The sequence below is a fragment of the Saccharothrix sp. BKS2 genome (assembly GCF_047689505.1).
Taxonomy (GTDB): Bacteria; Actinomycetota; Actinomycetes; order Mycobacteriales; family Pseudonocardiaceae; genus Actinosynnema; species Actinosynnema lopnurensis.
In genome coordinates this window covers 234,095-255,947 of record NZ_JAUQOL010000007.1, presented here as the reverse complement: position 1 = coordinate 255,947, position 21,853 = coordinate 234,095, and the positions used below count along the sequence as shown (strand labels likewise).

General features: G+C 74.2%; 15 protein-coding genes. 10 read left to right on the top strand and 5 right to left on the bottom strand.

What is annotated here, in order from left to right; translation table 11 throughout:
- The first annotated feature begins 1 nt into the window (after position 1).
- The 5 genes from Q5530_RS17145 (at position 2) to Q5530_RS17125 (ending at position 6,800) form a co-directional block, all read left to right on the top strand.
- Positions 2-310 carry a type VII secretion target gene (locus Q5530_RS17145; RefSeq protein ID WP_380642204.1) on the top strand — a complete coding sequence of 103 codons (309 nt, stop codon included), beginning with the start codon at positions 2-4 and terminating at the stop codon, positions 308-310.
- Positions 307-4,671, top strand: a complete 4,365-nt coding sequence (locus tag Q5530_RS17140) for a DUF6531 domain-containing protein (RefSeq protein WP_415363364.1) — start codon at positions 307-309, stop codon at positions 4,669-4,671. Before Q5530_RS17145 ends, Q5530_RS17140 begins: the two co-directional genes overlap by 4 nt.
- Complete coding sequence (locus Q5530_RS17135; protein ID WP_415363362.1) at positions 4,668-5,090, top strand: hypothetical protein; 423 nt, start codon at positions 4,668-4,670, stop codon at positions 5,088-5,090. Before Q5530_RS17140 ends, Q5530_RS17135 begins: the two co-directional genes overlap by 4 nt.
- Positions 5,091-5,137: 47 nt before the next feature.
- Positions 5,138-5,626: a DinB family protein gene (locus Q5530_RS17130; protein ID WP_415363361.1), complete on the top strand. Its 489-nt coding sequence runs from the start codon at positions 5,138-5,140 to the stop codon at positions 5,624-5,626.
- A 136-nt stretch (positions 5,627-5,762) separates the two neighbouring features.
- Positions 5,763-6,800: an iron reductase gene (locus tag Q5530_RS17125; protein ID WP_415363359.1), complete on the top strand. Its 1,038-nt coding sequence runs from the start codon at positions 5,763-5,765 to the stop codon at positions 6,798-6,800.
- 83 nt (positions 6,801-6,883) lie between these two features.
- On the opposite strand, the gene Q5530_RS17120 is transcribed toward Q5530_RS17125, so the two are convergent.
- Positions 6,884-8,434 carry a S8 family peptidase gene (locus tag Q5530_RS17120; RefSeq protein WP_415363358.1) on the bottom strand — a complete coding sequence of 517 codons (1,551 nt, stop codon included), beginning with the start codon at positions 8,432-8,434 and terminating at the stop codon, positions 6,884-6,886.
- Between the two features lie 214 nt (positions 8,435-8,648).
- On the opposite strand from Q5530_RS17120, the gene Q5530_RS17115 reads away from it, so the two are divergent.
- Positions 8,649-11,492 (top strand): ATP-binding protein, encoded by a 2,844-nt coding sequence (locus Q5530_RS17115; RefSeq protein ID WP_415363356.1) that lies wholly within the window; start codon positions 8,649-8,651, stop codon positions 11,490-11,492.
- 260 nt (positions 11,493-11,752) lie between these two features.
- Here Q5530_RS17115 and Q5530_RS17110 read toward each other — a convergent pair whose 3' ends face one another.
- Entirely contained in the window at positions 11,753-12,352 is a 600-nt protein-coding gene (locus Q5530_RS17110) for a TetR family transcriptional regulator (RefSeq protein WP_415363354.1), read from the bottom strand.
- A gap of 91 nt (positions 12,353-12,443) precedes the next feature.
- On the opposite strand from Q5530_RS17110, the gene Q5530_RS17105 reads away from it, so the two are divergent.
- Positions 12,444-13,481 (top strand): NAD(P)-dependent alcohol dehydrogenase, encoded by a 1,038-nt coding sequence (locus tag Q5530_RS17105; RefSeq protein WP_415363353.1) that lies wholly within the window; start codon positions 12,444-12,446, stop codon positions 13,479-13,481.
- 21 nt (positions 13,482-13,502) lie between these two features.
- Here the strand turns inward: Q5530_RS17105 and Q5530_RS17100 are convergent, their stop codons facing one another.
- A complete protein-coding gene (locus Q5530_RS17100; protein ID WP_415363351.1) occupies positions 13,503-14,819 on the bottom strand; it encodes an MFS transporter in 1,317 nt (438 codons plus the stop codon).
- 204 nt (positions 14,820-15,023) lie between these two features.
- Here Q5530_RS17100 and Q5530_RS17095 point away from each other — a divergent pair, with 204 nt between their 5' ends.
- Positions 15,024-16,178, top strand: coding sequence for an alkaline phosphatase PhoX (locus tag Q5530_RS17095; protein ID WP_415363349.1), 1,155 nt, complete (start codon positions 15,024-15,026; stop codon positions 16,176-16,178).
- 59 nt (positions 16,179-16,237) lie between these two features.
- On the opposite strand, the gene rph is transcribed toward Q5530_RS17095, so the two are convergent.
- Positions 16,238-18,832 carry a rifamycin-inactivating phosphotransferase gene (rph, locus tag Q5530_RS17090; protein ID WP_415363348.1) on the bottom strand — a complete coding sequence of 865 codons (2,595 nt, stop codon included), beginning with the start codon at positions 18,830-18,832 and terminating at the stop codon, positions 16,238-16,240.
- Positions 18,833-19,195: 363 nt separating this feature from the next.
- On the opposite strand from rph, the gene Q5530_RS17085 reads away from it, so the two are divergent.
- A complete protein-coding gene (locus Q5530_RS17085) occupies positions 19,196-19,462 on the top strand; it encodes a GlsB/YeaQ/YmgE family stress response membrane protein (protein WP_415363347.1) in 267 nt (88 codons plus the stop codon).
- Between the two features lie 110 nt (positions 19,463-19,572).
- On the opposite strand, the gene Q5530_RS17080 is transcribed toward Q5530_RS17085, so the two are convergent.
- On the bottom strand, positions 19,573-20,709 hold the full coding sequence (locus Q5530_RS17080; RefSeq protein WP_415363345.1) for a PucR family transcriptional regulator: 1,137 nt from the start codon (positions 20,707-20,709) through the stop codon (positions 19,573-19,575).
- A gap of 83 nt (positions 20,710-20,792) precedes the next feature.
- Between Q5530_RS17080 and Q5530_RS17075 the strand changes: the two genes are divergently transcribed.
- A complete protein-coding gene (locus Q5530_RS17075; protein WP_415363343.1) occupies positions 20,793-21,848 on the top strand; it encodes a ferredoxin reductase in 1,056 nt (351 codons plus the stop codon).
- Positions 21,849-21,853 lie beyond the last annotated feature (5 nt).

The window sequence follows — 21,853 nt, the reverse complement described above, 5'->3', positions numbered from 1 at the left end:
GATGACCGGCGGTTACCAGGCCCTGACGGGTGAGATCGGCGCGTTGGCGGGACGGGTGGAGGGGTTGTCGGAGCGGTTGCGCGCGGCGGCGGACGCGGCGCGAACGGTGGCGATGAACGACTCCGCCTACGGCGTGGTGTGCCAACCGTTCGCGATGCTGTTGCAGCCCTTCGAGGACATGGGCGTGGAGGCCCTGGTCAAGGCGGCGGAGACGGTGGCCGACAACGCGGCGGGCCTGCGTGACACCTCCCGCGCCTACGACCAGCGCGAGACCGACGAGTCGGCGCGCATGGACGGGTTGCACCGGTGAGCAACCCGCTGGTCGCCGCGCCGCAGAGCGACACCACCGCGCTGACCGGTATCGGCATCGCCGAGTCGGCGCAGGGCCTGGCCCAGGGCATCTCCGACGGCAGCTGGGTCGAGGCCGGACTCGGCGGCGTCGGCGTCGGGCTGGAAGTGCTGTCGATGGTGATCGACCCCGTCGGCACCGTCGCCTCCTACGGCGTCGGGTGGCTGATCGAGCACGTCCAGCCGCTCAAGGAGGCCCTGGACTGGTTCGCCGGGGACCCGCCGGTGATCCGCTCCTTCAGCGAGACCTGGGGCAACGTCGCCGGCGAGGTCGGCCGCATCGCCGCCGAACTGGGGCAGCAGGACGCACCCGGCTGGCAGGGCGCCGCCGCCGACAACTACCGCGGGCACGCCGCCCAGACCGCCGACGCCATCGCCGGCGCCGCGACCCTCGCCGAGGGCATCGGCGTCGGCGTCATGGTCATGGGCGAGGTCGTCGCCGCCGTCCGCGAGATCATCCGCGACCTCGTCGCCGAGGTCGTCGGCAAACTCATCACCTGGGCCCTCGAAGCCGTCGCCACCCTCGGCCTGGCCACCCCGCTCATCGTCGCCCAGGCCACCTCCACCATCGCCCGCGTCTGCAACCGCATCTCCGACCTGGTCCGCAAGCTGGTCAAGACCATCGGCAACGTCACCCCCCGCATCCGCCAGGTCCTCGACAAACTCGGCGAGATCATGCGGAAGCTCGGCACACTCGGCCGCAAGACCGACACACCCGGCGCACCCGGCACCACCACCCCCTCCGGCGCCCCGGGCACCCCCAGGACCGACGTCCCGACGATCCGCGACGCCGACGCACCCACCACGCCCTCCGGCACCACCCCCGACGGCACGTCCCCCTCGGGCACCACCTCGCCCTCCGGGACGACGTCCCCGAGCGGGACCTCCCCCGACACGAGCCCCCACCGGCCCGCGGACCCGAACGACACCAGGACGCCCGAGCCGGACCGGGTCTGCGAGAACGACCCGATCGACGTCGTCAGCGGCGAGATGGTCCTCGCCCACACCGACCTCGACCTGCCGGGCGTGCTGCCGCTGGTGCTGGGCCGGACCCACGTCTCGTCCTACCGCGCGGGCCGCTCGTTCGGGCCGTCCTGGGCGTCCACGCTGGACCAGCGGCTGGAGTTCGACGCGCGCGGTGTGCTGTTCCTGGCCGAGGACGGCGTGGTGCTGGTCTACCCGGAGCCCGCCGGGCAGCCCGTGCTGCCCGAGGTGGGAGCCCGGTGGCCGCTGTCGCGCGTCGGCGACGGCTACGCGATCACCCGGCGCGGCACCGGCCGCACGCTGTGGTTCGGCGCGGACGGCGCGCTGGCGGCGGTGACGGACCGCAACGACAACCGGATCGAGTTCGACCGCGACGCCGCGGGCACGGTCACCGCGGTGCGGCACAGCGGCGGTTACCACGTCGACGTGCGCAGCGACCGGGGCCTGGTGACCGAGCTGCGGCTGCGCGGCGCCGACGTCGTGGTCGCCGGGTTCCGCTACGACGGCGACGAGCTCACCGAGGTGGTCAACTCCTCCGGCAGGCCGATGCGGTTCGACTACGACCACGCGGGCCGCATCACGCAGTGGACCGACCGCAACGGCGAGTGGTACCGCTACCACTACGACGCGCGCGGCCGGTGCGTCGGCAACGAGGGCTCGGGCGGGTTCCTCGACGGCGCGTTCGAGTACGAGGAGGGCACGACCAGGTTCACCGACGCGCTCGGGGCGACCACGACGTACCGGTTCGACGACCGGCGACGCCTGACCGCCAGGACCGACCCCCTGGGCCACACCGTCACCCAGGAGTGGGACGAGTTCAACCGGTTGGTCGCCCGCACGGACGAGCTCGGGCACACCACCCGCTTCGCCTACGACGAGGCGGGCAACCTGACCACCACCACCCGGCCCGACGGCACCCAGGCCATCGCCGGGTACGACGAGCACGGCCTGGTCACCACGTTCGTCGCCCCCGACGGCGGGGTGTGGCGGCAGGTCTTCGACGAGCGCGGCAACCTGCTGGCCGAGACCGACCCGGCGGGGGCGGTCACCAGCTACGCCTACGACGACCGCGGTCACCGGCGCGCGGTCACCGACGCCCTCGGCGCGGTGCGGCGCATCGAGACCGACGACGCGGGCATCCCGGTCGCGGTCACCGACGCCACGGGCGCGACGACCCGGTACGTCCGCGACGCGTTCGGCCGCGCCGCCGCGGTGGTCGACCCGCTCGGCGGGCGCACCGAGTACGCCTGGACCGTCGAGGGCAGACCGCTGGCCCGCACCCGTCCCGACGGGGCCACCGAGTGGTGGCGCTACGACGCCGAGGGCAACGAGGTCGAGCACGTCGACCCCCTCGGCCGGGTGCGCAGGGTCGCCACCACGCACTTCAACCTGCCCTCGGTCGAGATCCGCCCCGACGGGAGCCGGTTCGAGTTCGGCTACGACCGCACCCTGCGGCTGACCTCGGTCACCACCGCCCAGGGCCTGGTCTGGCGCTACGAGTACGACGCGGTGGGCAACCTGGTCCGGGAGACCGACTTCAACGGCCGCGTGCTGACCTACCGGCACGACGCGGCGGGCAGGCTCGTCGAACGGGTCAACGGTGCGGGGCAGACGGCCACGTTCACCCGCGACGCCCTGGGCAACATCGTCGAGCGGCGGTGCGGCGACGCGGTGACCACCGTCGAGTACGACGAGCTCGGCCGGATCACCCGCGCCCGCAACGACGACGCGGAGCTGTCCTACACCCGGGACCCGCTGGGCCAGGTGCTGGCCGAGACGGTCAACGGGCGCACCGTCGCCTCGGCGTACGACGCGGTCGGCCGGCGCGTGCGCAGGCGGACCCCGACCGGCGCCACCACCTCCTGGGAGTACGACGGGAACTCCCGGCCGACCCGGCTCACCGCGGGCAGCCGGGTCGTGGCGTTCGACCACGACGCGGCGGGCCACGAGGTCAGCCGGTCGACGGGCGACCTGGTCCTCGCCCAGGCGTGGGACACCAACCACCGGTTGACCGGGCAGGTGCTGCTCGCCGGCGGCCACGAGGTGGCGCACCGCCGGTACGAGTACCAGGCGGACGACAACCTCACCGCGGTCCACGACTCGGCCGGCCCGTCGCGCGGCTACCGCGTCGACCCCCTCGGGCGGGTCACCGGCGTCGAGGGACCGGGGTGGCGGGAGCGGTACGCCTACGACGCGGCGGGCAACGTCACCACGCCCGACTCCACGCACGAGGGCACCCTGGTGCGCACCTCGGGCGACGCGCGCTACGAGCACGACGCGCAGGGCCGCGTCGTGCTGCGGCAGCGCAAGCGGTTGTCCCGCAAGCCCGACACGTGGCACTACCGGTGGGACGCCGATGACCGCCTCGTCGCGGTGACCACGCCGGACGGCACGCGGTGGTCCTACCGGTACGACCCGCTGGGCCGCCGCATCGCCAAGCTGCGCCTCGCGCCCGACGGATCGGTGGCCGAGCGGGTCGACTTCGCCTGGGACGGCTCGGTCCTCGCCGAGCAGACCCACTCCGCCGGGCACGGCACGACCTGGGAGTTCGCCCCGGACAGCTTCCGGCCGCTCACCCAGACCGAGCGGTCGCGCGTCGGCCAGGAGTGGGTCGACCGGCAGTTCTACGCCATCGTCACCGACATCGTCGGCACGCCCACGGAACTGGTCGACGAACGCGGGGTGCCCGCCTGGCGGCGGGAGTCGACGCTGTGGGGCCTGCCCGCGGGTGCCCGCACCGGCACCGCGGACACGCCGCTGCGGTTCCCCGGCCAGTACCACGACGCCGAAACCGGGCTGCACTACAACTACCTGCGCTACTACGACCCGCTCGCCGCCCGCTACACCAGCCCCGACCCGCTGGGGCTGTTCGGCGGGCCGTCGCCGCACGGGTACGTGCACAACCCCACCGGGTGGAGTGACGCGCTCGGCCTCACCGAGACCAGGGACATCGAGTTCCTCGATCCCCACGACATCAACTTCTCCCAGCGCAGCATCACCCAGAACGAGTACGCGGACGCGATGCGCAACGGCCAGTGGGACTGGGACCGGTCGCCGGTGCACGTCATGGAGATCGACGGGCAGCTGGTCAGCTACGACAACCGCCGCCTCGACGCCGCGCGGGAGGCGGGCGTGCCGGTCGGTGTCCAGCGGGTCGACCCCAACGCCCCGCACCCCGACTCGACGACCGGCAAGACGTGGGCCGAGAAGTTCCAGGAACGCTTCCGCGACCCGCGCAACAGGCTCAACGGCGAGCCGGTCCCCAACACCGGATTGAGCGAACGACCGGCCTCCCTGCCCCCGGGCTGCGGCGGAGGACGGCGGAGGAGACGCGGATGAGCGAGATCACCACCCTCTGGTCGGCGGCGCGCCTGCCCATCGAGGACGGCCTCTACTTCGCCGACGGCCGCTCGTACGCGGTCGAGGTCGCGGGTGCGGGGCTGCGCCTCGTCGAGGAGTTCGACCTGGGCGAGCTGCTGGCCGAGGACCCCGAGTGGCTGACCTCGATCGACATCACCAGGGAGATCAGCGTTCCCGGCGGCTACGCGTGCGCCGGCGAGGGCTCGCACGGCTCGGAGGGCTTCTTCGCCCGGCTGGCCGAGGACCGCTCGCTGGTCTGGGTCTGCTACCTGTCCGAGTCCAACCCGTTCGGGGAGCTGGCGGTCGAGTCGTCGACCCTGACCGCGACCTCGACGTCCGGGTTGTCGCTCAGCCTCCCCCTCGACCGCCCGGACGAGGCGCTGCCGACCGGCGGCTGACTCCGATTGCGTGTGGGATCGCCGCGCGGCCGGGCACAATCCACCGCATGTCCGACCACGACCTGCTCCGCTGGCAGTTCGACCTGACCTGGGCCCTGTTCGAGTACCACCTGGAACGGCTGGTGCCCGAGGACCACCTGTGGGAACCGGCCGGCTCGGTGTGGACGGTCCGGGACGGGGTGCCGGACTGGGCCGAGACCGAGCCCGACCCGGTGCCCGTGCCCACCATCGCCTGGGTCTCCTGGCACCTGGGCTGGTGGTGGTCGGTCGCGATCGACCACGCGCGGGAGCGCACCCCGCGCGACCGGGTGGAGATCACCTGGCCCGGTCCGGACCGGGTGGTGGAGTGGCTGCGCGGCCTGCGCGACGAGTGGGTGGAGCTGCTGCCGACCCTGGACCTGTCCGCGCCGTCCACCTTCCCGTGGCCGGACCGCACGGTCGGGCACACCGCGGCGTGGGTGAACGCCGAGCTGATGAAGAACGTGACCGAGATCGGGCAGTTGCGCCTGCTCAGGGCCGCGACGCCGGGCCGCTGACGGCCGCTGACGGCCGTTCGGGCGGGTTCCCGGCGCGGTCGAGGCAGTCGGTGACGGGAACTTCCCGGGCCCCACCACCGACTGCTCGACCGAGGGGGGCGCACCGGCGCGCCGTCCCGGTCGTGGAGGTGGTGGCGTGGTGGTCCCCGCGAGGGTGGCGGTCGACGGCGCTCGACGTCGGCCGGGGTTGCGGGCGGACCTGAGGACCGCCGCGGTCGACGCGGCGGCCGCGCTGGTGATCACCGCCTTGATCTTCGCGTGGCTGTACGCGCGGGTGCGGTCCGGGACGTCGGCGACCGTCGCGGTGATGCCGTTCCTCGCCGACGCCGACACCTACCTGATGTACTGGCTGTGCCAGGCGTTCGGCTGGACGGCGCTGCTGTGGGCGTGGCTGACCACGGTGCTCGGGCTCGTCCGCTCCGGCGCCCGGCCGAGGTGGACGAGCGTGTCACCGGCCGGTGTCGAGCGGTGGCACCGCGCCACGAGCCTGACCACGATCGGGCTGATGTTCGCCCACGCGGCCTGGTTCTTCGCCGAACTCGTGCGGGTCGACGAGTACGGCCTGGGCTGGCCCGGTCGGGTCGGCAGCGCGTTCGTGGAGGTGTTCGTGCCCGGCGGGTACCCCTCCGGCACCGGTCGGGTCGCGGTCCTGCTCGGGCTGCTGGCGTTCTACCTGGCCATCCCGCTGGGGTTGGCCTACTACCTGCGCGCCCGCACCGGCGCCCGGACGTGGCGGGCGCTGCACCGGTTCGTTCTCGTCGTCTACGTCCTCAGCGCCTGGCACACCCTGCTGTACGGCACGAACGTCTGGTTCGACGGCTGGCCCCGCACCACCCTGTGGCTGTTGCAGCTCCCGGTCGCGGTGCTGCTGCTGGCGCGGTTGCTCGCGCCGGGACGACCGGGCGAACGGCTCGGGCGGGCCGGGAGCGCCCTGGTGGCGGGCCGGCGGGTGGCGGCGCCGGTCGTGGTCGTCGCCGCGATCGGGGTGCTGGTCGCCGTGGTGGTCAGCGGTCGCGACGGTGGCCGCACACCCGGCGCGCACCACGGCGCGCCCATGTCGGTGCAGCCGTGGATGGTCTGGACCGGGACTGCGGTGTTCGTCCTGGCGGTGGTCCTGGCGGTCGTGGCGGCCCGGCGGGCCGAGCGCGCCACCCGGGTCCGGCGGGCCGCGTGAACGCCCCCCGTCCGGCGGCGCGGCGCCGGCGGTGACCGGGCCGCGCCGTCGGGCGGGAGGGGATCAGGTCGGGCGGGAGGGGATCAGAAGGTCAGGCTCCACGAGTTGATGGTGCCGGTGTCGTTGCGGACCACGTCCCGCGCCCGCAGCTGCCACGTGCCGTTGGCGGGTTCGGCGGAGGCGTCGACGGTGTAGGTGGCGATGACGTTGTCGGCGCTGTCGTTGTCGTTGCGGGGCTTGAGCGGGTAGACCGTGCCGTCGGGCGCCACCAGGTCGACGACGAGGTCACCGCGCCAGGTGTGGCGGATGTCGACGTCGACCTTCGTCGTGGCGGGCGCGTTGCCCCGGCAGTTCGTGACCGACAGGGGGCTGGTCACGGCCGCGCCGGCGTCGGGGATCGCGACGTCGGCGGGGTTGGTGAAGGGACCGCAGACCGGGGGCGGGGTGGTGCCGCCGCCGAGGGTGTTGAGCAGCCTGTTCGGCGAGCCGGGCCCGGCGTCGCCGATGGTGACCGCGCTGGCCTGCCCCACCAGGGCGTCGCGGACCTGCTGGGCGCTCGCGGAGGGGTTGCCCGCGAGGTGCAGGGCGGCGGCCCCGGCGACGTGCGGCGCGGCCATGGACGTGCCGGTCATGGTGCGGGTGCCGGTGTCGTTCTGGTGGCTCGCCGAGACGATGTTCGTGCCGGGCGCCCAGATGTCCAGGCACGAGCCGTAGTTGGAGGTGGAGCTGCGGGCGTCGGTCGTGGTGGTGTTGCCGACGGTGATGGCCTCAGGCAGCTTCGCGGGCGAGGTCCGGCAGGCGTCGGTGCCCTGGTTGTTGCCCGACAGCGTCCACACCACGCCGGAGGCGATGGAGTTCTTGAGGGCGTTCTCCACGCTGGGCGCGGAACTGCCGAAGTAGAGGCTGAAGTTGGCCACGGCGGGCTTGACCGCGTTGCGGGTGACCCAGTCGATCCCGGCCAGGGTGTCCTCGGTGGTGGCGCTGTCGTTGCAGTCCAGCACCCGCACCGACACCAGCTTGACGCCCTTGGCCACGCCGTGCGCCGAGCCGCCGATGGTGCCGGCCACGTGCGTGCCGTGGCCGAGGCAGTCGCTCGCGTCGGTGTCGTCGTCGACGAAGTCGTAGCCGCTCCCGGCCCGGCCGCCGAACGACTGGTGGGTCATCCGGATGCCGCTGTCCACGACGTAGGCGGTGACGTTCGAGGCGGTGGTGTTGTAGGTGTAGGAGTTGCTCAGCGGCAGGGACCGCTGGTCCACCCGGTCCAGGCCCCAGGACGGCGGGTTCTGCTGGGTGTCCGAGGCGCGGCCCACGACGACCGGTTCGACGTGGCGCACGGCCGGGTCCCGGGCCAGCCGGGCGGCCTGCCCGGCGTCCAGCTCGACCGAGAACCCGCGCAGCGCCGAGTCGTAGATCCGGTTGACCTTCCCGGCGTAGCGCGCCGCCAGGTCGGGGACCGCGGTCCGGGCGGTGGTGTCGTCCAGGACGACGATGTAACGGTCCGTGACCACGGTCGCGCCGGGCGGGTGAGCGAGCAGCTCCGGCGAGACCTGGGCGGTGGCCGGTGGGGCGGTGACGAGGGCGGCGGTGACGCCCGCCGCCGCGACCACGCCCAGGAAGCGTGATGTGACGTGCATGGTTCCTCCGGAACCGGCCTGGTGGCCGGTCGTGCAGGGATGGGGTCCGCCAACTCGGCCCGGTCGGGGTCCGCGGTCGGCGACCACCTGAACATGCACCCCCGCCCCTCCCCGGACAATGCGTGCGACAAAGAGGGGGTATACCTAATAAACGCCCACCCGTGACTACTGCGAGTGGTGGTGACGACACGTCCGAGCGAGGTACGGTGCTCGCATGTCCCACCACACGACGTCGCCCGTCGCGGACGTCTTCGTGGGCCGGGCCGCCGAGCTGGACGTGCTGGTCCGGGCGGTGCGCGGGTCGCCCGCCGTGGTGCTGGTCGAGGGCGAGGCGGGCGTGGGCAAGACGCGCCTGGTGCGCGAGCTGCTCCGGCACCCGGCCGCGGCGGGCCGGACCGTGCTGCTGGGGCGCTGCCACCCGCTGCGCTCCCCCCTGCCCTACGGGCCGGTCGTGGACGCGCTGCGCCACCTGCGCGAGGTGCCGCTCGCCGCCGCGCTGCCGCCGATCACCGGTGCGCTGCACCCGCTGCTGCCGGAGCTCGCGCCGCTGCTGCCCGACCCGCTGCCCAGGGCCGACGCCGGCACCGAGCGGCACCGGCTGTTCCGGGCGGTGCGCGACCTGCTCGTGGTGGCCGGACCGGCGGTACTGGTGCTGGAGGACGTGCACTGGGCGGACGAGGGCACCCACGACCTGCTGCGCTACCTGGCCCACCCGCCGCGCGAGGTGCCGCTCGTGCTGACCTGCCGCCGGGAGGACCGCCTGCCGCCGACGCGGTTGGCCGACCACGTCCTGGGGCTGGCCCCGCTGGCGCCCGCGCACGTGCGCGAGCTGGCCGCGGGGCTGCTGCGCGTGCCGGAGGTGCCCGAGGACTTCGCCGTCGAGCTGCACCGCCGCACGGCCGGCATCCCGTTCGCGGTGGAGGAGGTGCTGCGCGAGATCCGCGAGGGCACCGCCGACCTCGACTCGCTGCGGCCGGGCTCGGGCGACCGGGTGCCCGTGCCGCTGCTGCTGCGCGACACCCTCGCCGACCGCCTGGACCGGGCCGGCCCCGGGGTCGCCCGCGTGGTGCGGGCGGCGGCCGTGCTCGACGCGCCGGAGACCGAGGACGTGATCACCGCGGTGGCCGGGCTGCCCTCGACCGACGCGGCGGAGGCGCTGGTCAGCGGGCTGAGCGCCGGGCTGCTGCACGAGGTGTCACCGGGCCGCTACGCGCTGCGCCACCCGCTGGCCCGGCAGGCGGTCTACGCGCCGCTGCCCGGTCCCCTGCGCCGGGCCTCGCACGCCAGGGCCGCCGCCGCGCTGGCCGCGCTGCCCGACCCGCCGCTGGTCCGCCTCGCCCACCACCACCGCCGCGCCGGCGAGCTGGACGCGTGGGTGCACTCGACGGCCGCCGCGGTGGAGCACGCCGCCCTGGTCGGCGACACCGCCCTGGCGCTGCGGCTGCTGGAGGACGCCCTGGGCGACCCCGAGCTGCCGCGCGACGCGAAGGACGCGTTCGCCGTGCGGTTGAGCAAGCTGGCCCTCCAGAGCATCGTGCACGACGGCACGGTCCGGTGCCTGCGCGCGGTGGTGGCCGACCGGGCGATGAGCCGCACGGCCCGCAGCGAGGCGCGGCTCAACCTGGGCATCCTGCTGATCAACCAGGTCGGCTCGGTCGCGGCGGGGCGCGCCGAGATCGAGCTGGCCGTGCCCGACCTGAGCCGCCGGCCCGCGCTGGCCGCCCGGGGCATGGCCGCGCTGTCGCTGCCCGGTTTCGGCGACGGCCCCGTGACCGAGCACCTGCGGTGGCTGGGCGAGGCCGAGCGCGTCATCGGCGACAGCGGTGACGAGGAGCTGGTGGCCGCCGTGCGGGCGAACCGCGTCTCCACCCTCCTCCAGACCGCCGACCCCGCCGCGTGGGACGCGGTGGCCGCGCTGCCCGCGCACGCCGCCTCGGTGCGGGTCCGCCGCCAGCTCACCCGGACCTACCACAACCTCGCCGACGCGGCGACGTGGCTCGGCCACTACGACCGGGCCCGGGAGTTCCTCGACCGCGGCACGCGCATGGCCGCCGACTCCGACGTGCCCTACCTGGCCGCGCTCAGCGACGGCACCGCGCTGCGGCTGCGCGCCGCCACGGGCGGGTGGGACGGCCTCGAAGCCGACGTCCACCGGTTCACCGAGCAGGCCGGTGACATGGCGTTCCTCGCGGTCGACGGGTGGCTGGCCCTGGGCAGGCTCGCGCTGGACCGCGGCGACGCGCCGCTGGCGGCCCGCCACTTCGGCACGGCGCTGGCCGCGGCGCCCGACAACGCGCCGGCGGTGGCCTCGGCGATGGCCGGGCGGGCGGCGGCGCACCTGGTGCTGGGCGCGGTGACCGCGGCGTGCCACGAGGCCGACCGCGCACTGGCCAAGTCCCGGCGCAAGGGCAACTGGGTGTGGGCGGCCGAGCTGGCGCCCGTCCTGGTCCGCGCCCACCTGCGGGCCCGCCGCGCCGCGGACGCCGCCGCCGTCACCGCCGAGTACGCCGAGGGCATCGCCGGCCGGGACGCGCCGCTCGCCGCGGCCGGGCTGGACCTGTGCCGCGGCGAACTGGCCGCCGCGCGGGGCGAGCACGAGGAGGCCGCGCGCCGGTTCCACGAGGCCGCGCACCGCTTCGCCGCCCTGCCCCGCCCGCACACCGCCGCCGCGGCCGCCGAGGCGTCGGCCCGCCACTGCGCGCAGGCGGGCGACCGCGAGGCGGCGGCGGAACGCGTCACCTCGGCGATCACCGGCTTCACCGGGCTCGGCCTGCCGCGCGACGTGCGGCGGTGCGAACGGGCGTTGCGCGGTTACCGGGGCAGCGCGCGGCGCGGCCGGCGCGGTTACGGACAGGTCCTGTCGCCGCGCGAGCACGAGGTGGCCGCCCTCGTCGGTTCGGGGCTGACCAACCGCCAGATCGCCGAGGCGCTGTTCCTGTCGCAGCGCACGGTGGACAACCACGTGTCCCGGGCGATGCGCAAGCTGGGGATCACCTCGCGCACCGCCCTGCGCGACGGCCACGGCACCGCGGACGGGACGGGGTCTCAGCGCCTGTAGCGCGGGACGCGGCAGGACCACCGACCGGCGTCGTCGCCGGTGCCGTTGACGCCCCCGCACCGGGTACGGGCTGGTCCACGCGGTGCGGCCGGCCCGGTCGGCGGTGGGGTCCGGGCTGCCGACCCGCCCGTGCGGGTCGCCGCGCCGGCCGCCGAGGTCGGACCGGACGCGGCCGGCTCCGCGATCCCCCCTCGCGCGTCGTCAGGCCGGGTGCGCAGCGCGCCGGCGGCGCGGGTGCCGGCCCGGCGTGCGCCGAGCCGTCAGGGGGTCGGGTCGGGCGCCACGGCGCGGCGGACGCTGTCGCGCAGCAGGGCCCGGCGGCGGTCGTGGGTGGCGGCGGGTTCCTCGGCGGTGGCCGCGTAGACGTTGCTGACCGGTGACCAGGCCATCGACATGGCGATGACCACGGCCATCAGGTCGAACGGGTCGCCGGCGCGGACCAGGCCCGCCGCCTGCGCCTCGGCGATGGCCCGCAGCTTGCCGTCGTCGAGGCGGTCGGCGTCCTCGACGAGGTGGCCGGTGGGCCGCCGCTCCAGGCGGGCCCAGGTGGCGAGCCGGATGAGGTCGGGGCGCCGCAGGTACTCGTCGTAGAGGCGCACGGCCCAGTCCGCCAGGTCGGTGGCGTCGATCGGGACGACGTTGACGATCCGCTCCAGGGAACCGGAGAAGATGGCGTCGAACAGCCCCTCCTTGCTGCCGAAGTAGGCGTAGAGCTGGGCTTTGTTGGTGCGCGCCGAGGCCACGACGCGTTCGATGCGGGCGCCGGCGAGGCCGTGCTCGGCGAACTCGCGGGTGGCCACGTCGATGATGCGCCGGCGCGTGGCCGCGCCGCGGGCCGTCAACTGCTGGTCGTCGGGCACGGCCGAAGCCTACCTACAGAACAGTCGGTTTGCTTTGCGGCGGCTGCTCGCCTACGGTCAAACAGACCGAACAGTCTGTTTGAGGAGTGCCATGAGGACCACCACCGCCTGGCAGGCGCACGGCCCCACGACCCGGCTGCACCGGGTGACGATCCCCCGGCGCGACCTCCGCCGCGACGACATCGCGGTGCGCGTGGACCACTGCGGCGTCTGCCACAGCGACCTGCACGCCATCCGCGCCCACCGCGGCGAGGAGCCGCTCGTGCCGGGCCACGAGTTCACCGGCGTGGTGACCGACACCGGCCCGGACGTGACCCGCTTCCGCGTCGGCGACCCCGTCGCCGTCGGCAACATCGTCGACTCCTGCGGCACGTGCGCCCCGTGCGCGGCGGGTCAGGAGAACTTCTGCCGCGGGTTCCCGACCCTCACCTACGGCGGCGCCGACCGCCACGACGGGTCCACGACGCTGGGCGGGTACTCCCGCGAGTACGTTCTGCGCGACCGGTTCGCCCACCTCCTGCCGGCCGGGCTGGACCCGGCCGCGGCGGCGCCCCTGATGTGCGCCGGCATCACCGTGTGGGAACCGCTGCGCGCCCTCGGCGTGGGACCGGGCACCCGCGTCGCGGTGAGCGGCCTGGGCGGGCTGGGCCACCTCGCGGTCAAGTTCGCCGCGGCCCTCGGCGCCGAGGTCTCGGTCATCAGCCGGTCGGCGGACCGCGCGACCGAGGCGGCCCGGCTGGGCGCCCACGACCTCGTCGTCTCCACCGACCCCGACCGGATGGCCGCGGCACGCGACCGGTTCGACGTGCTGATCGACACCATCCCCGTCCCCCACGACCTCGGCCCCTACCTGCGCCTGGTCGCCGTGGACGGCACGCTCAGCCACCTCGGTCACCTCGGCACCGTCACCGTCGAGACGATGGACCTGCTCATCGGCCGCAAGAAGCTCAGCTCCGCGGGCAGCGGTGGCCTCCCCGCCACCGCCGCCATGCTCGACTTCTGCGCCGCCCGCGGCATCACGGCCGACGTCGAGGTCCTCCCGTCGGCCCGGGTGGCGGACGCCCTCGACCGCCTCGACCGCAACGACGTCCGCCACCGCTTCGTCCTCGACCTGTCCGACCTGGGCTGACCGGCCCCTGCCGGCCGGGGTCTACAGGTCCACCCCCCGCGTCTCGCGGACCAGCGACACCGCCACCAGCGAGACCACCGACAGCGCCATGACGTACACGCCGACCGAGAGGACCGTGCCGGTCGACCGCACCAGCGCCTGCGCGATCGTCGGGGCGAACGCGCCGCCCAGGATGGCGCCCAGGGCGTAGCCGATGGAGACGCCGGAGTAGCGGACCCTGGTCGGGAACATCTCGGCGTAGAGCGCCGACATCGGCCCGTAGGACAGGCCCAGGCCGAACGACAGCACGACGACCGCCAGCGCGAACAGCACGGGGTCGGCGGTCCGCATGAGCAGGAACATGGGGATCATCCACGCGAACAGCGCCGCGTAGCCGATCTGGAAGGTGCGCACGCGGCCGATCCGGTCGGACAGCCCGCCGCTCCACAGGGTGAAGACCAGCCACCCGGCGGCGCCCGCGACCGTGGCGGCCAGCACGCTGGGGCGGGACATGCCCAGGGACGTGCCGTAGCCGATGAAGTAGGCGATGAGCAGGTAGCCGGCGGCGTTCTGCGCCACGAAGATCAGCGCGGTCAGGACCACGTTGCGGGTGTGCGAGCGGAACAGGTCGCGCAGCGGGGTCGACGAGTGCTCCCGGCGCGTCAGCATCTCCCGGAAGACCGGGCTCTCCTCGACGATCCGCCGGATGACGTAACCGCAGACGATCAGCAGGAGGGAGAACAGGAACGGGATGCGCCAGCCCCAGGACAGGAACTGGGCGTCGGTGGTGAGCGTGCTGATCAGCCACAGCACGCCGGTGGCCAGGATCAGCCCGAGCGGGACGCCGACCTGCGGGTAGGCGCCGAACAGGCCGCGCTTGTGCCTCGGCGCGTGCTCGACGGCCATCAGCGCCGCGCCGCCCCACTCGCCGCCCGCCGAGAAGCCCTGCACGATGCGCAGCACCACCAGCAGGACCGGCGCCGCGACCCCGATGTGGTCGTAGGTCGGCAGCAGGCCGATCAGCACGGTCGCCCCGCCCATCAGCAGCAGCGTGAGGACCAGCATCCTCTTGCGGCCGAGCCGGTCGCCGAACCGGCCGGCGACGACCGCGCCGAGCGGGCGGAACAGGAAGCTGATGCCGATGGTGGCCAGCGAGATGATCCCGGCGAGCCCGCCGGCCTCCTCGCCCAGCGGGGTGAAGAACAGCGGGGCGAAGACCAGGCTCGCGGCCTGGGCGTAGATGAAGAAGTCGTACCACTCGACGGTGGTGCCGGCGAGGGTGCTCGCGAGGACCCGGCGCTCCTCCCGGGTCCTCGCGGAACCGCGCGCGGTGGTGTCCTCGTGGACTGGTTCGGACATCGGGACCTCTCCGTTCCGGGTGGCGCCGCTCCCGCCGATGATGCCCGGCACGACCGGCGCGTGACGACCTTGGCCAACCGTTGCGTTCGGGTTCACGCCCCGGTGCCCGCCGCGTTCACCCGCGCCGGCTTCACTCGATCCCCGGACCACCGGGAACCGTGCCGCCGACGGGGACCGACACCGTTGCGGGTGAAGGAGAACAGCGTGGAACGTCGCACATTCCTGCGCACGGCCGTCGTGGGTGCGGGCACGTCGGTCGCGTTCGGGTTCACCCTGTGGCCGGAGGCGGTGGGGTACCCGGCGCGGACCGGGCCCAGCCCGTACGGGGCGTTGCAGGCCGCGGACGCCAACGGGATCCTGCTGCCCAGGGGTTTCACCAGCCGGGTGATCGCCCGGTCGGGACGGGTGGTGCCCGGCACGGGCTTCACCTGGCACGGCGCCCCGGACGGCGGCGCCTGCTTCGCCGACGGGACCGGCTGGATCTACGTCTCCAACGCCGAGCTGGGCACCGGTGCGGGTGGCGCGAGCGCCATCAGGTTCTCCGCCACCGGGGCCGTGACCGGCGCCTACGGCATCCTGTCCGGCACCACCCGCAACTGCGCCGGCGGCGCGACGCCGTGGCACACCTGGCTGTCGTGCGAGGAGACCGACCGCGGCTACGTCTTCGAGACCGACCCGTTCGGGGTCGAGCCCGCCGTGCGCCACGACGCGATGGGCCGGTTCACGCACGAAGCCGCCGCGTGCGACCCCGACCGCAAGGTGGTCTACCTGACCGAGGACGAGACGAACGGCGGCTTCTACCGCTTCGTCCCCACCACCTGGGGGAACCTGTCCTCCGGCACCCTCCAGGTGCTCAGGGAGACCGGCGGCGCGCTGTCCTGGGCCACCGTCCCCGACCCCGACGGCAGCCCCACCCGCACCCGCGGCCAGGTCGCCGGCATGAAGGTCTTCAACGGCGGTGAGGGCTGCTACTACCGCAACGGCACCTGCTTCTTCACCACCAAGGGCGACAACAGGGTCTGGGCCTACAACGCGGTCGACAACACCATCGCCGTCGCCTACGACGACAACCTCACCGGCACCCCGCCGCTGACCGGCGTGGACAACATCACCGGCACCCCGGTCGGTGACCTGTACGTCGCCGAGGACGGCGGCAACATGGAGATCTGCGTCATCACGCCGGACGACGTCGTGGCGCCGTTCGCCCGCGTCGCCGGCCAGGGCTCCTCCGAGCTGTGCGGGGTCGCCTTCAACCCCGCGGGCAACCGGCTGTACTTCTCCTCCCAGCGCGGCACCAGCGGCTCCAGCGGCGGTGGCATCACCTACGAGGTCACCGGCCCCTTCCGCGGCTCCCGGTGAGACGACGTCCCGGCCGGTGCCCCACGGCGCCGGCCGGGACGTCACCGTCACCGTCACCGTCACGGGAGGATCTCGACGTACCCGTCCGTCCCGTTCACGCGGATCCGCTGCCCGTCCCGGATCGAGCGCGTGGCGCCCTCCACCCCGACGACGGCGGGCAGGCCGTACTCCCGCGCGACCACCGCGCCGTGGGTCATCAGCCCCCCTACCTCCGTCACCAGGCCCGCGGCCGCGACGAACAGCGGCGACCAGCTGGGGTCCGTGTGCGCCGTGACCAGGATGTCGCCCGGTTCGAGGTCGGCCCGCTCGACGTCCAGGACGACCCGGGCCCGGCCCTCGACGGTGCCGACGGAGACGGGCAGGCCGACCAGCGCGCCGGCCGGCAGGTCGTCGCGCCGGTACGCCCCGGTGACGGCCTCGCCCTCCGACGTGAGCACCCGGGGTGGCGTGAGCGCCGCGTAGGACCTGAACTCCTCCTTGCGCCGGCGGAGAAGTTCGTCGTCGACCCGGTTCGCGCGCACGACCTCGTGGAACTCCCCGAAGGTCAGGTGGAAGACGTCCTCCGGCTCACCGAGCACGCCGGCCCGCACCAGGCGCCCGGCCTCCTCCAGCAGGGCCCGCTTGTACACCGAGTAGCGGCTGACCATGAAGTACTTCGGGTACTCCCGGTACCCGATGAACGTCCGGACGCGGTCGATCTTCTCCTTCGTCTCCTCGGCCTTCCGCGCCCCGTCCGGCAGGGTCCGCAGACGCTCCAGCAGTTCCCGCTCCTCCTGCCGCGCCTCCTGCCGCCCCTGCTCGAAGCGGCGCGCGCCGGCGCCGTGCTCGAAGTTCCCGACGTTGGCGAGGATCACCGGCAGGAGCGCGGTCGGGCGCTCGCCCCACCGCGGCCTGGTGATGTCGATCTCGCCGACGCAGCGCATCCCGTACCGGTCGAGGTAGGCCCGGATGGCGTCCCGGGCCTCCCGCCCGCCCGCGAGCCGGGGCAGCTCGTCCAGGAAGCCCTCGTCCTCGACGTCGCGCAGGAAGGCGACGACCTCCGGGTGCGGGCGGATCACGTCCGCGACGTCGAGGAGCGCCAGCCCCATCTCCGACGTGACGTTGTGGGGGGCGGACCGGGTGAGCGTGTCGGCCGCGTTCTTCTCGCCCAGCCAGTCCCGCAGCCGCTCGTTGAGCCACCACGTCGTCTGCATCGCCGCCATGATCACCTGGTGGCTGCGCGGGTCGAACAGGACCCGCCTCAGCTCCTGGAAGTCCGCGAGGATGAAATCGAGCAGCTCCACCCCGGACCTCCCCCGGATGTCGCGCGCCAGCGCGGCCACGGAAGCCTCGCCGATCCCGATCAGCTCGGTGACGAGGGCCGGGTCGGTCTCGATCGTGGCCGGCGCGACGCCGGGGACCGGCTTGCCGGGTGCGTCGTCCGGGAGCGCCGGGAGGAAGCCCTCGCGGTCGACGACGGTCCGCAGCGCGTCCCACATCAGCGGATCGGACCTGCCCACCAGCTCCAGGAAACCGGCGCGGCTCGTGGCCGACGCCAGCACCCGGGTGACGTCGACGAACAGCCTCCCCCCGGCCTCGGCCATGGGTTGGGGGGTGGTCAGCTGCCACACGGAGAGGCCCAGGGGCTTCATGGGGTCGGTCATCATCTGCTGGTGCCCGACGGAGACGTAGACGTGGTTCTCCCGGTCGCCGGCCTCGGGGACGGGGAACAGCGTGGTGATCGGCCGGCTCTGGACGAACAGGAAGTCGTCGTCGACCAGGCACCACTCGATGTCCTGGGGACGGCCGAGGTGCGCCTCGACCCGTCGGCCGAGCCGCACGAGCCGCAGGACCTGCTCGTCGGTCAACGCCGGCTGCTCCCGCCGCGCGGGCTCGACCTCCCGTTCCCGCGTCCCGCCGCCCGGTGAGGCGTGCACGGCGCGCTCCTTGGCCACGACCGCCCTGGCCACGACCCCGCCGTCCCGCACCCGGTAGGAGTCCGCGTTGACCAGGCCGGAGACCAGGGCCTCGCCGAGGCCGAAGGTCGCCTCCACGGAGGCCACCTCCCGGTTGGAGGTGACCGGGTCGGCGGTGAACAGGACGCCGGCCGCGTCCGGGAAGACCATCCGCTGCACGACCACGGCCATGTGGACCGCGCGGTGGTCGACACCGTTGCGCAGCCGGTAGGTCACGGCCCGCTCGGTGAACAGCGAGGCCCAGCACCGGCTGACGTGCCGGAGGACCTCCGCCGGCCCCACGACGTTCAGGTACGTGTCCTGCTGGCCCGCGAAGGAGGCCGCGGGCAGGTCCTCCGCCGTCGCGCTCGACCGGACCGCCCAGGCGGTTCGCTCCCCGAACCGGGCCGGCGCGCCGGTGATCGCCGCCGCCACGTCGTCGGGGACGGCGGCGGCTTCGATGATCCGCCGGACCTCCGCGCTGCCCGTGCGGATCGCCTCCCGGTCGTCCGGGTCCAGGCGCGACAGCCGGTCCAGCCGGTCGTCGATCGACGGCGCGCCCCGCACGACCTCCCGGAAGGCGTCCGTCGTCACGCAGAACCCCGCCGGCACGCGGATGCCCTCGATCCGCGAGAGCTCCCCCAGGTGCGCGCCCTTGCCGCCGACGGCGGCGACCTGCGCCCGGTCGACCTCCTGGAGATCGAGCACGTAGCTGCCCATCCGTTCGCCTTTCCCGTTCGCACCGCCGGCCCGGGGTCGAACTCGTTCCCCGGTGCCGACAGGTTTGTCACCGACCTGCCGTTTCCGCAGGTCCTGGCTTCGGCGGCGCATTTTGCACCACGACCCGGGTCTTGCCGCAAGACCCGGGTCGTGCTATATGTTCAAGGTGGCGGGGAGTGGGTTACCTCCTCGCCCTCGCCTTTTGTCGCATTCCTCCCCGTTTTCTTCCGCGTTCTTCCGCGCGAGCCACACCGGCGCCCTCGCCCGGCGCCGAACGGGAGTGATCTCCGCGACGCGAGCGCGTGAAAGTTGACCTGATCGGGTAGCCGGTCGCTACAGGACATCGACCACCAGGAGGGTGACGTGATCGGGTTCATCGTCGCGGGGTTGATCATCGGCGCGCTCGCCCGCCTGATCAAGCCCGGCAAGCAGCACCTCGGCATCGTGGCGACGCTGCTGCTGGGTCTCGTCGGTTCCGTCATCGGCGGCACCATCGCGAACCTGCTCGGCACCGGCGACATCTTCGAGCTGAACGTGCTGGGCTTCATCCTGGCCGTGATCGCCTCGGTGCTGCTCATCGGCGTCGCGGAGGCCGTCGCCGGCCGCCGGCACCACACCGGCGTCCGGTAACCACCGACACCACGTGGGAAGACCCCGTCACCGGCCGGTGGCGGGGTCTTCCGCTGTCCGGGGCACCTCGGGCGCCGCAGGGTCGGGGGTGCCGGGTCGGGGGTGCCGGCTCAAGGGTGCCGGGCCAGCGCCAGGGTGAGTTCGAGGACCCGCTCCGGCGAGGTGAGGTCGCCGAACAGGTCCCGCAGCTGACCCATCCGGTACCGCACGGTCTGCGGGTGCACGAACAGCGACGCCGCCACCTCGTCCCGCCGCCCGTGGTGCAGCAGCCAGGCCCGCAGCGTCTCCTCCAGCCGCCGTGCGGTCGCCGGCCGCTGGTCGCGCAACGGCGCCAGCACCCGTGCCCGGAGGTCGGCGTACGCCTCCGCGTCGGCGTTGAGCACCAGGTCGACCAGGAACTGCTCGGTGTCGAGGATGTCCGCGGACAGCGCGCGGGCCCGGGTGGCCCGCTCGAACGACGACACCACCCGCGTCCACGGCCGGGCCGGGCCGACCACGGCGGAGCGGTCCGCCAGCAACCGCAGCACGTGCCCGCGGTCCGCGTCCGGCACCAGGAGCGCGGTGGTCGAGTCCGGCAGGTCCTCCAGCAGCAGCGTGCGGGGGTCGAGCAGCCGGCGCGCCGAGCGGGCCTGCGAGGACGGCAGCAGCACGGCCGTCAGCGAGCCGGGGGGCGTCCAGCCCGCCCGCTCGGCGCCCGCGAGCAGCACGTCCTCGCCCTCGCCCGCGATCAGGTCGCGGCAGAGCTGCTCCAGGTAGCGCTCCCGCACCCGGCCCCGGACGGCCAGCTCCTCGGCGTGCCCGGCGGCGCTGGCCGCGGACAGCTCATCGATGTAGGCGAACAGCAGCTCGGCGAACTCGGCCAGCCCCTCGGCGGGCAGACCGGACGACACGGCCTCGGCGGCGAGCCCCCGCCACGCCACCCGCGCACCGACCCGGTAGGCGCTGAGCAGGGCGTCCATCGAGCGGCCGTCGCGCGCCTCGCCGCGGCCCAGCTCGTAGGCCGCCTCGGTGGCGACACCCCGCGTGTCCGCGCCGTCCGCGACGTCCAGGAAGTGGCCCAGCGCGGTGCGCACGGCGCGGCGGATCGTGCCGCCCATCCGGCCCGACAGCGCGCCCTCGTAGCTGGGCACCTCGTCGATCACCGCCTGGACCACCTCGCCGGCCGTGACCGGCAGCAACGCCCGCAGCGCCGTGATCGTGGCGTGGTCGAGGCCCACCTCGGCGGCACTTCCGGCAGCGCGGCCCATTTGTTCTCCCGGTACAAATTGTGGAGCGTTATTCACGTCCTGCGGTCAGGACTTTACGCCCGGGGCCACATCATGCTGGACACATGACACGCGTCGCCCTCCGCAGCAGGGCGTTGAGGCTGCTGGAGATGGTCACGACGCCGCTGCTGCCGTCGGACTACCTCGACCTGGTCGACCCGCTGCGCGCGGGCGCCGAGCTGCGGGGACGCATCGAGGCGGTCCACCCCGAGACCGGCGACGCGGCCACCCTCGTGATCAGGCCCGGCCGCGGCTGGCGGGGCCACGTCGCCGGGCAGTACGTCCGGGTCGGCGTGGACGTCGACGGCGTGCGCCTGTGGCGGGCCTACTCCGTCACCTCGCCCACGAACCGGGCCGACGGCCGCATCACCATCACGGTGAAGGCGATGCCGGACGGCAAGGTCAGCAACCACCTGGTCCGCCGTGCCCGGCCGGGCACGGTCATCCACCTCGACCAGGCCGCCGGCGACTTCGTGCTGCCCGCGACCAGGCCCGCGAAGGTGCTCTACCTGACGGCGGGCAGCGGCATCACGCCCGCGATGGGCATGTTGCGCGACGCCGAGCTGGCCGACGTGGTCGTGCTGCACTCCGCGCCGACCGGGGCGGACGTCATCTTCCGCGCCGACCTGCACGACCTGGCCGCCGACCGGGCGATCCGGTTGATCGAGCGGCACACCGACACCGAGGGCGTGCTCGACCTCGCCCGCCTCGACGAGCACGTGCCCGACTGGGCCGAGCGCGAGACCTGGGCCTGCGGCCCGACGGGCCTGCTCGACGCCGCCGAGGAGCACTGGGCGCGGCACGGCGTCGCCGACCGCCTGCACACCGAGCGGTTCCGCCCCACCGTGCTGGTGACGGGCGAGGGCGGCGCGGTCACGTTCACCACCACCGGCCGGACCGCCGAGGCCGACGGGTCCACGCCGCTGCTCGACGTCGGCGAGCAGGCGGGCGTGCTGATGCCGTCCGGCTGCCGCATGGGCATCTGCTTCGGCTGCGTCACGCCACTGCGCGCGGGCGCCGTCCGCGACCTGCGCACGGGCCAGGTCACCACGGCCGAGCCCGGCGTCCTCATCCAGACCTGCGTGTCCGCCGCGGCGGGCGCCTGCGAGATCGAACGCTAGGAGCG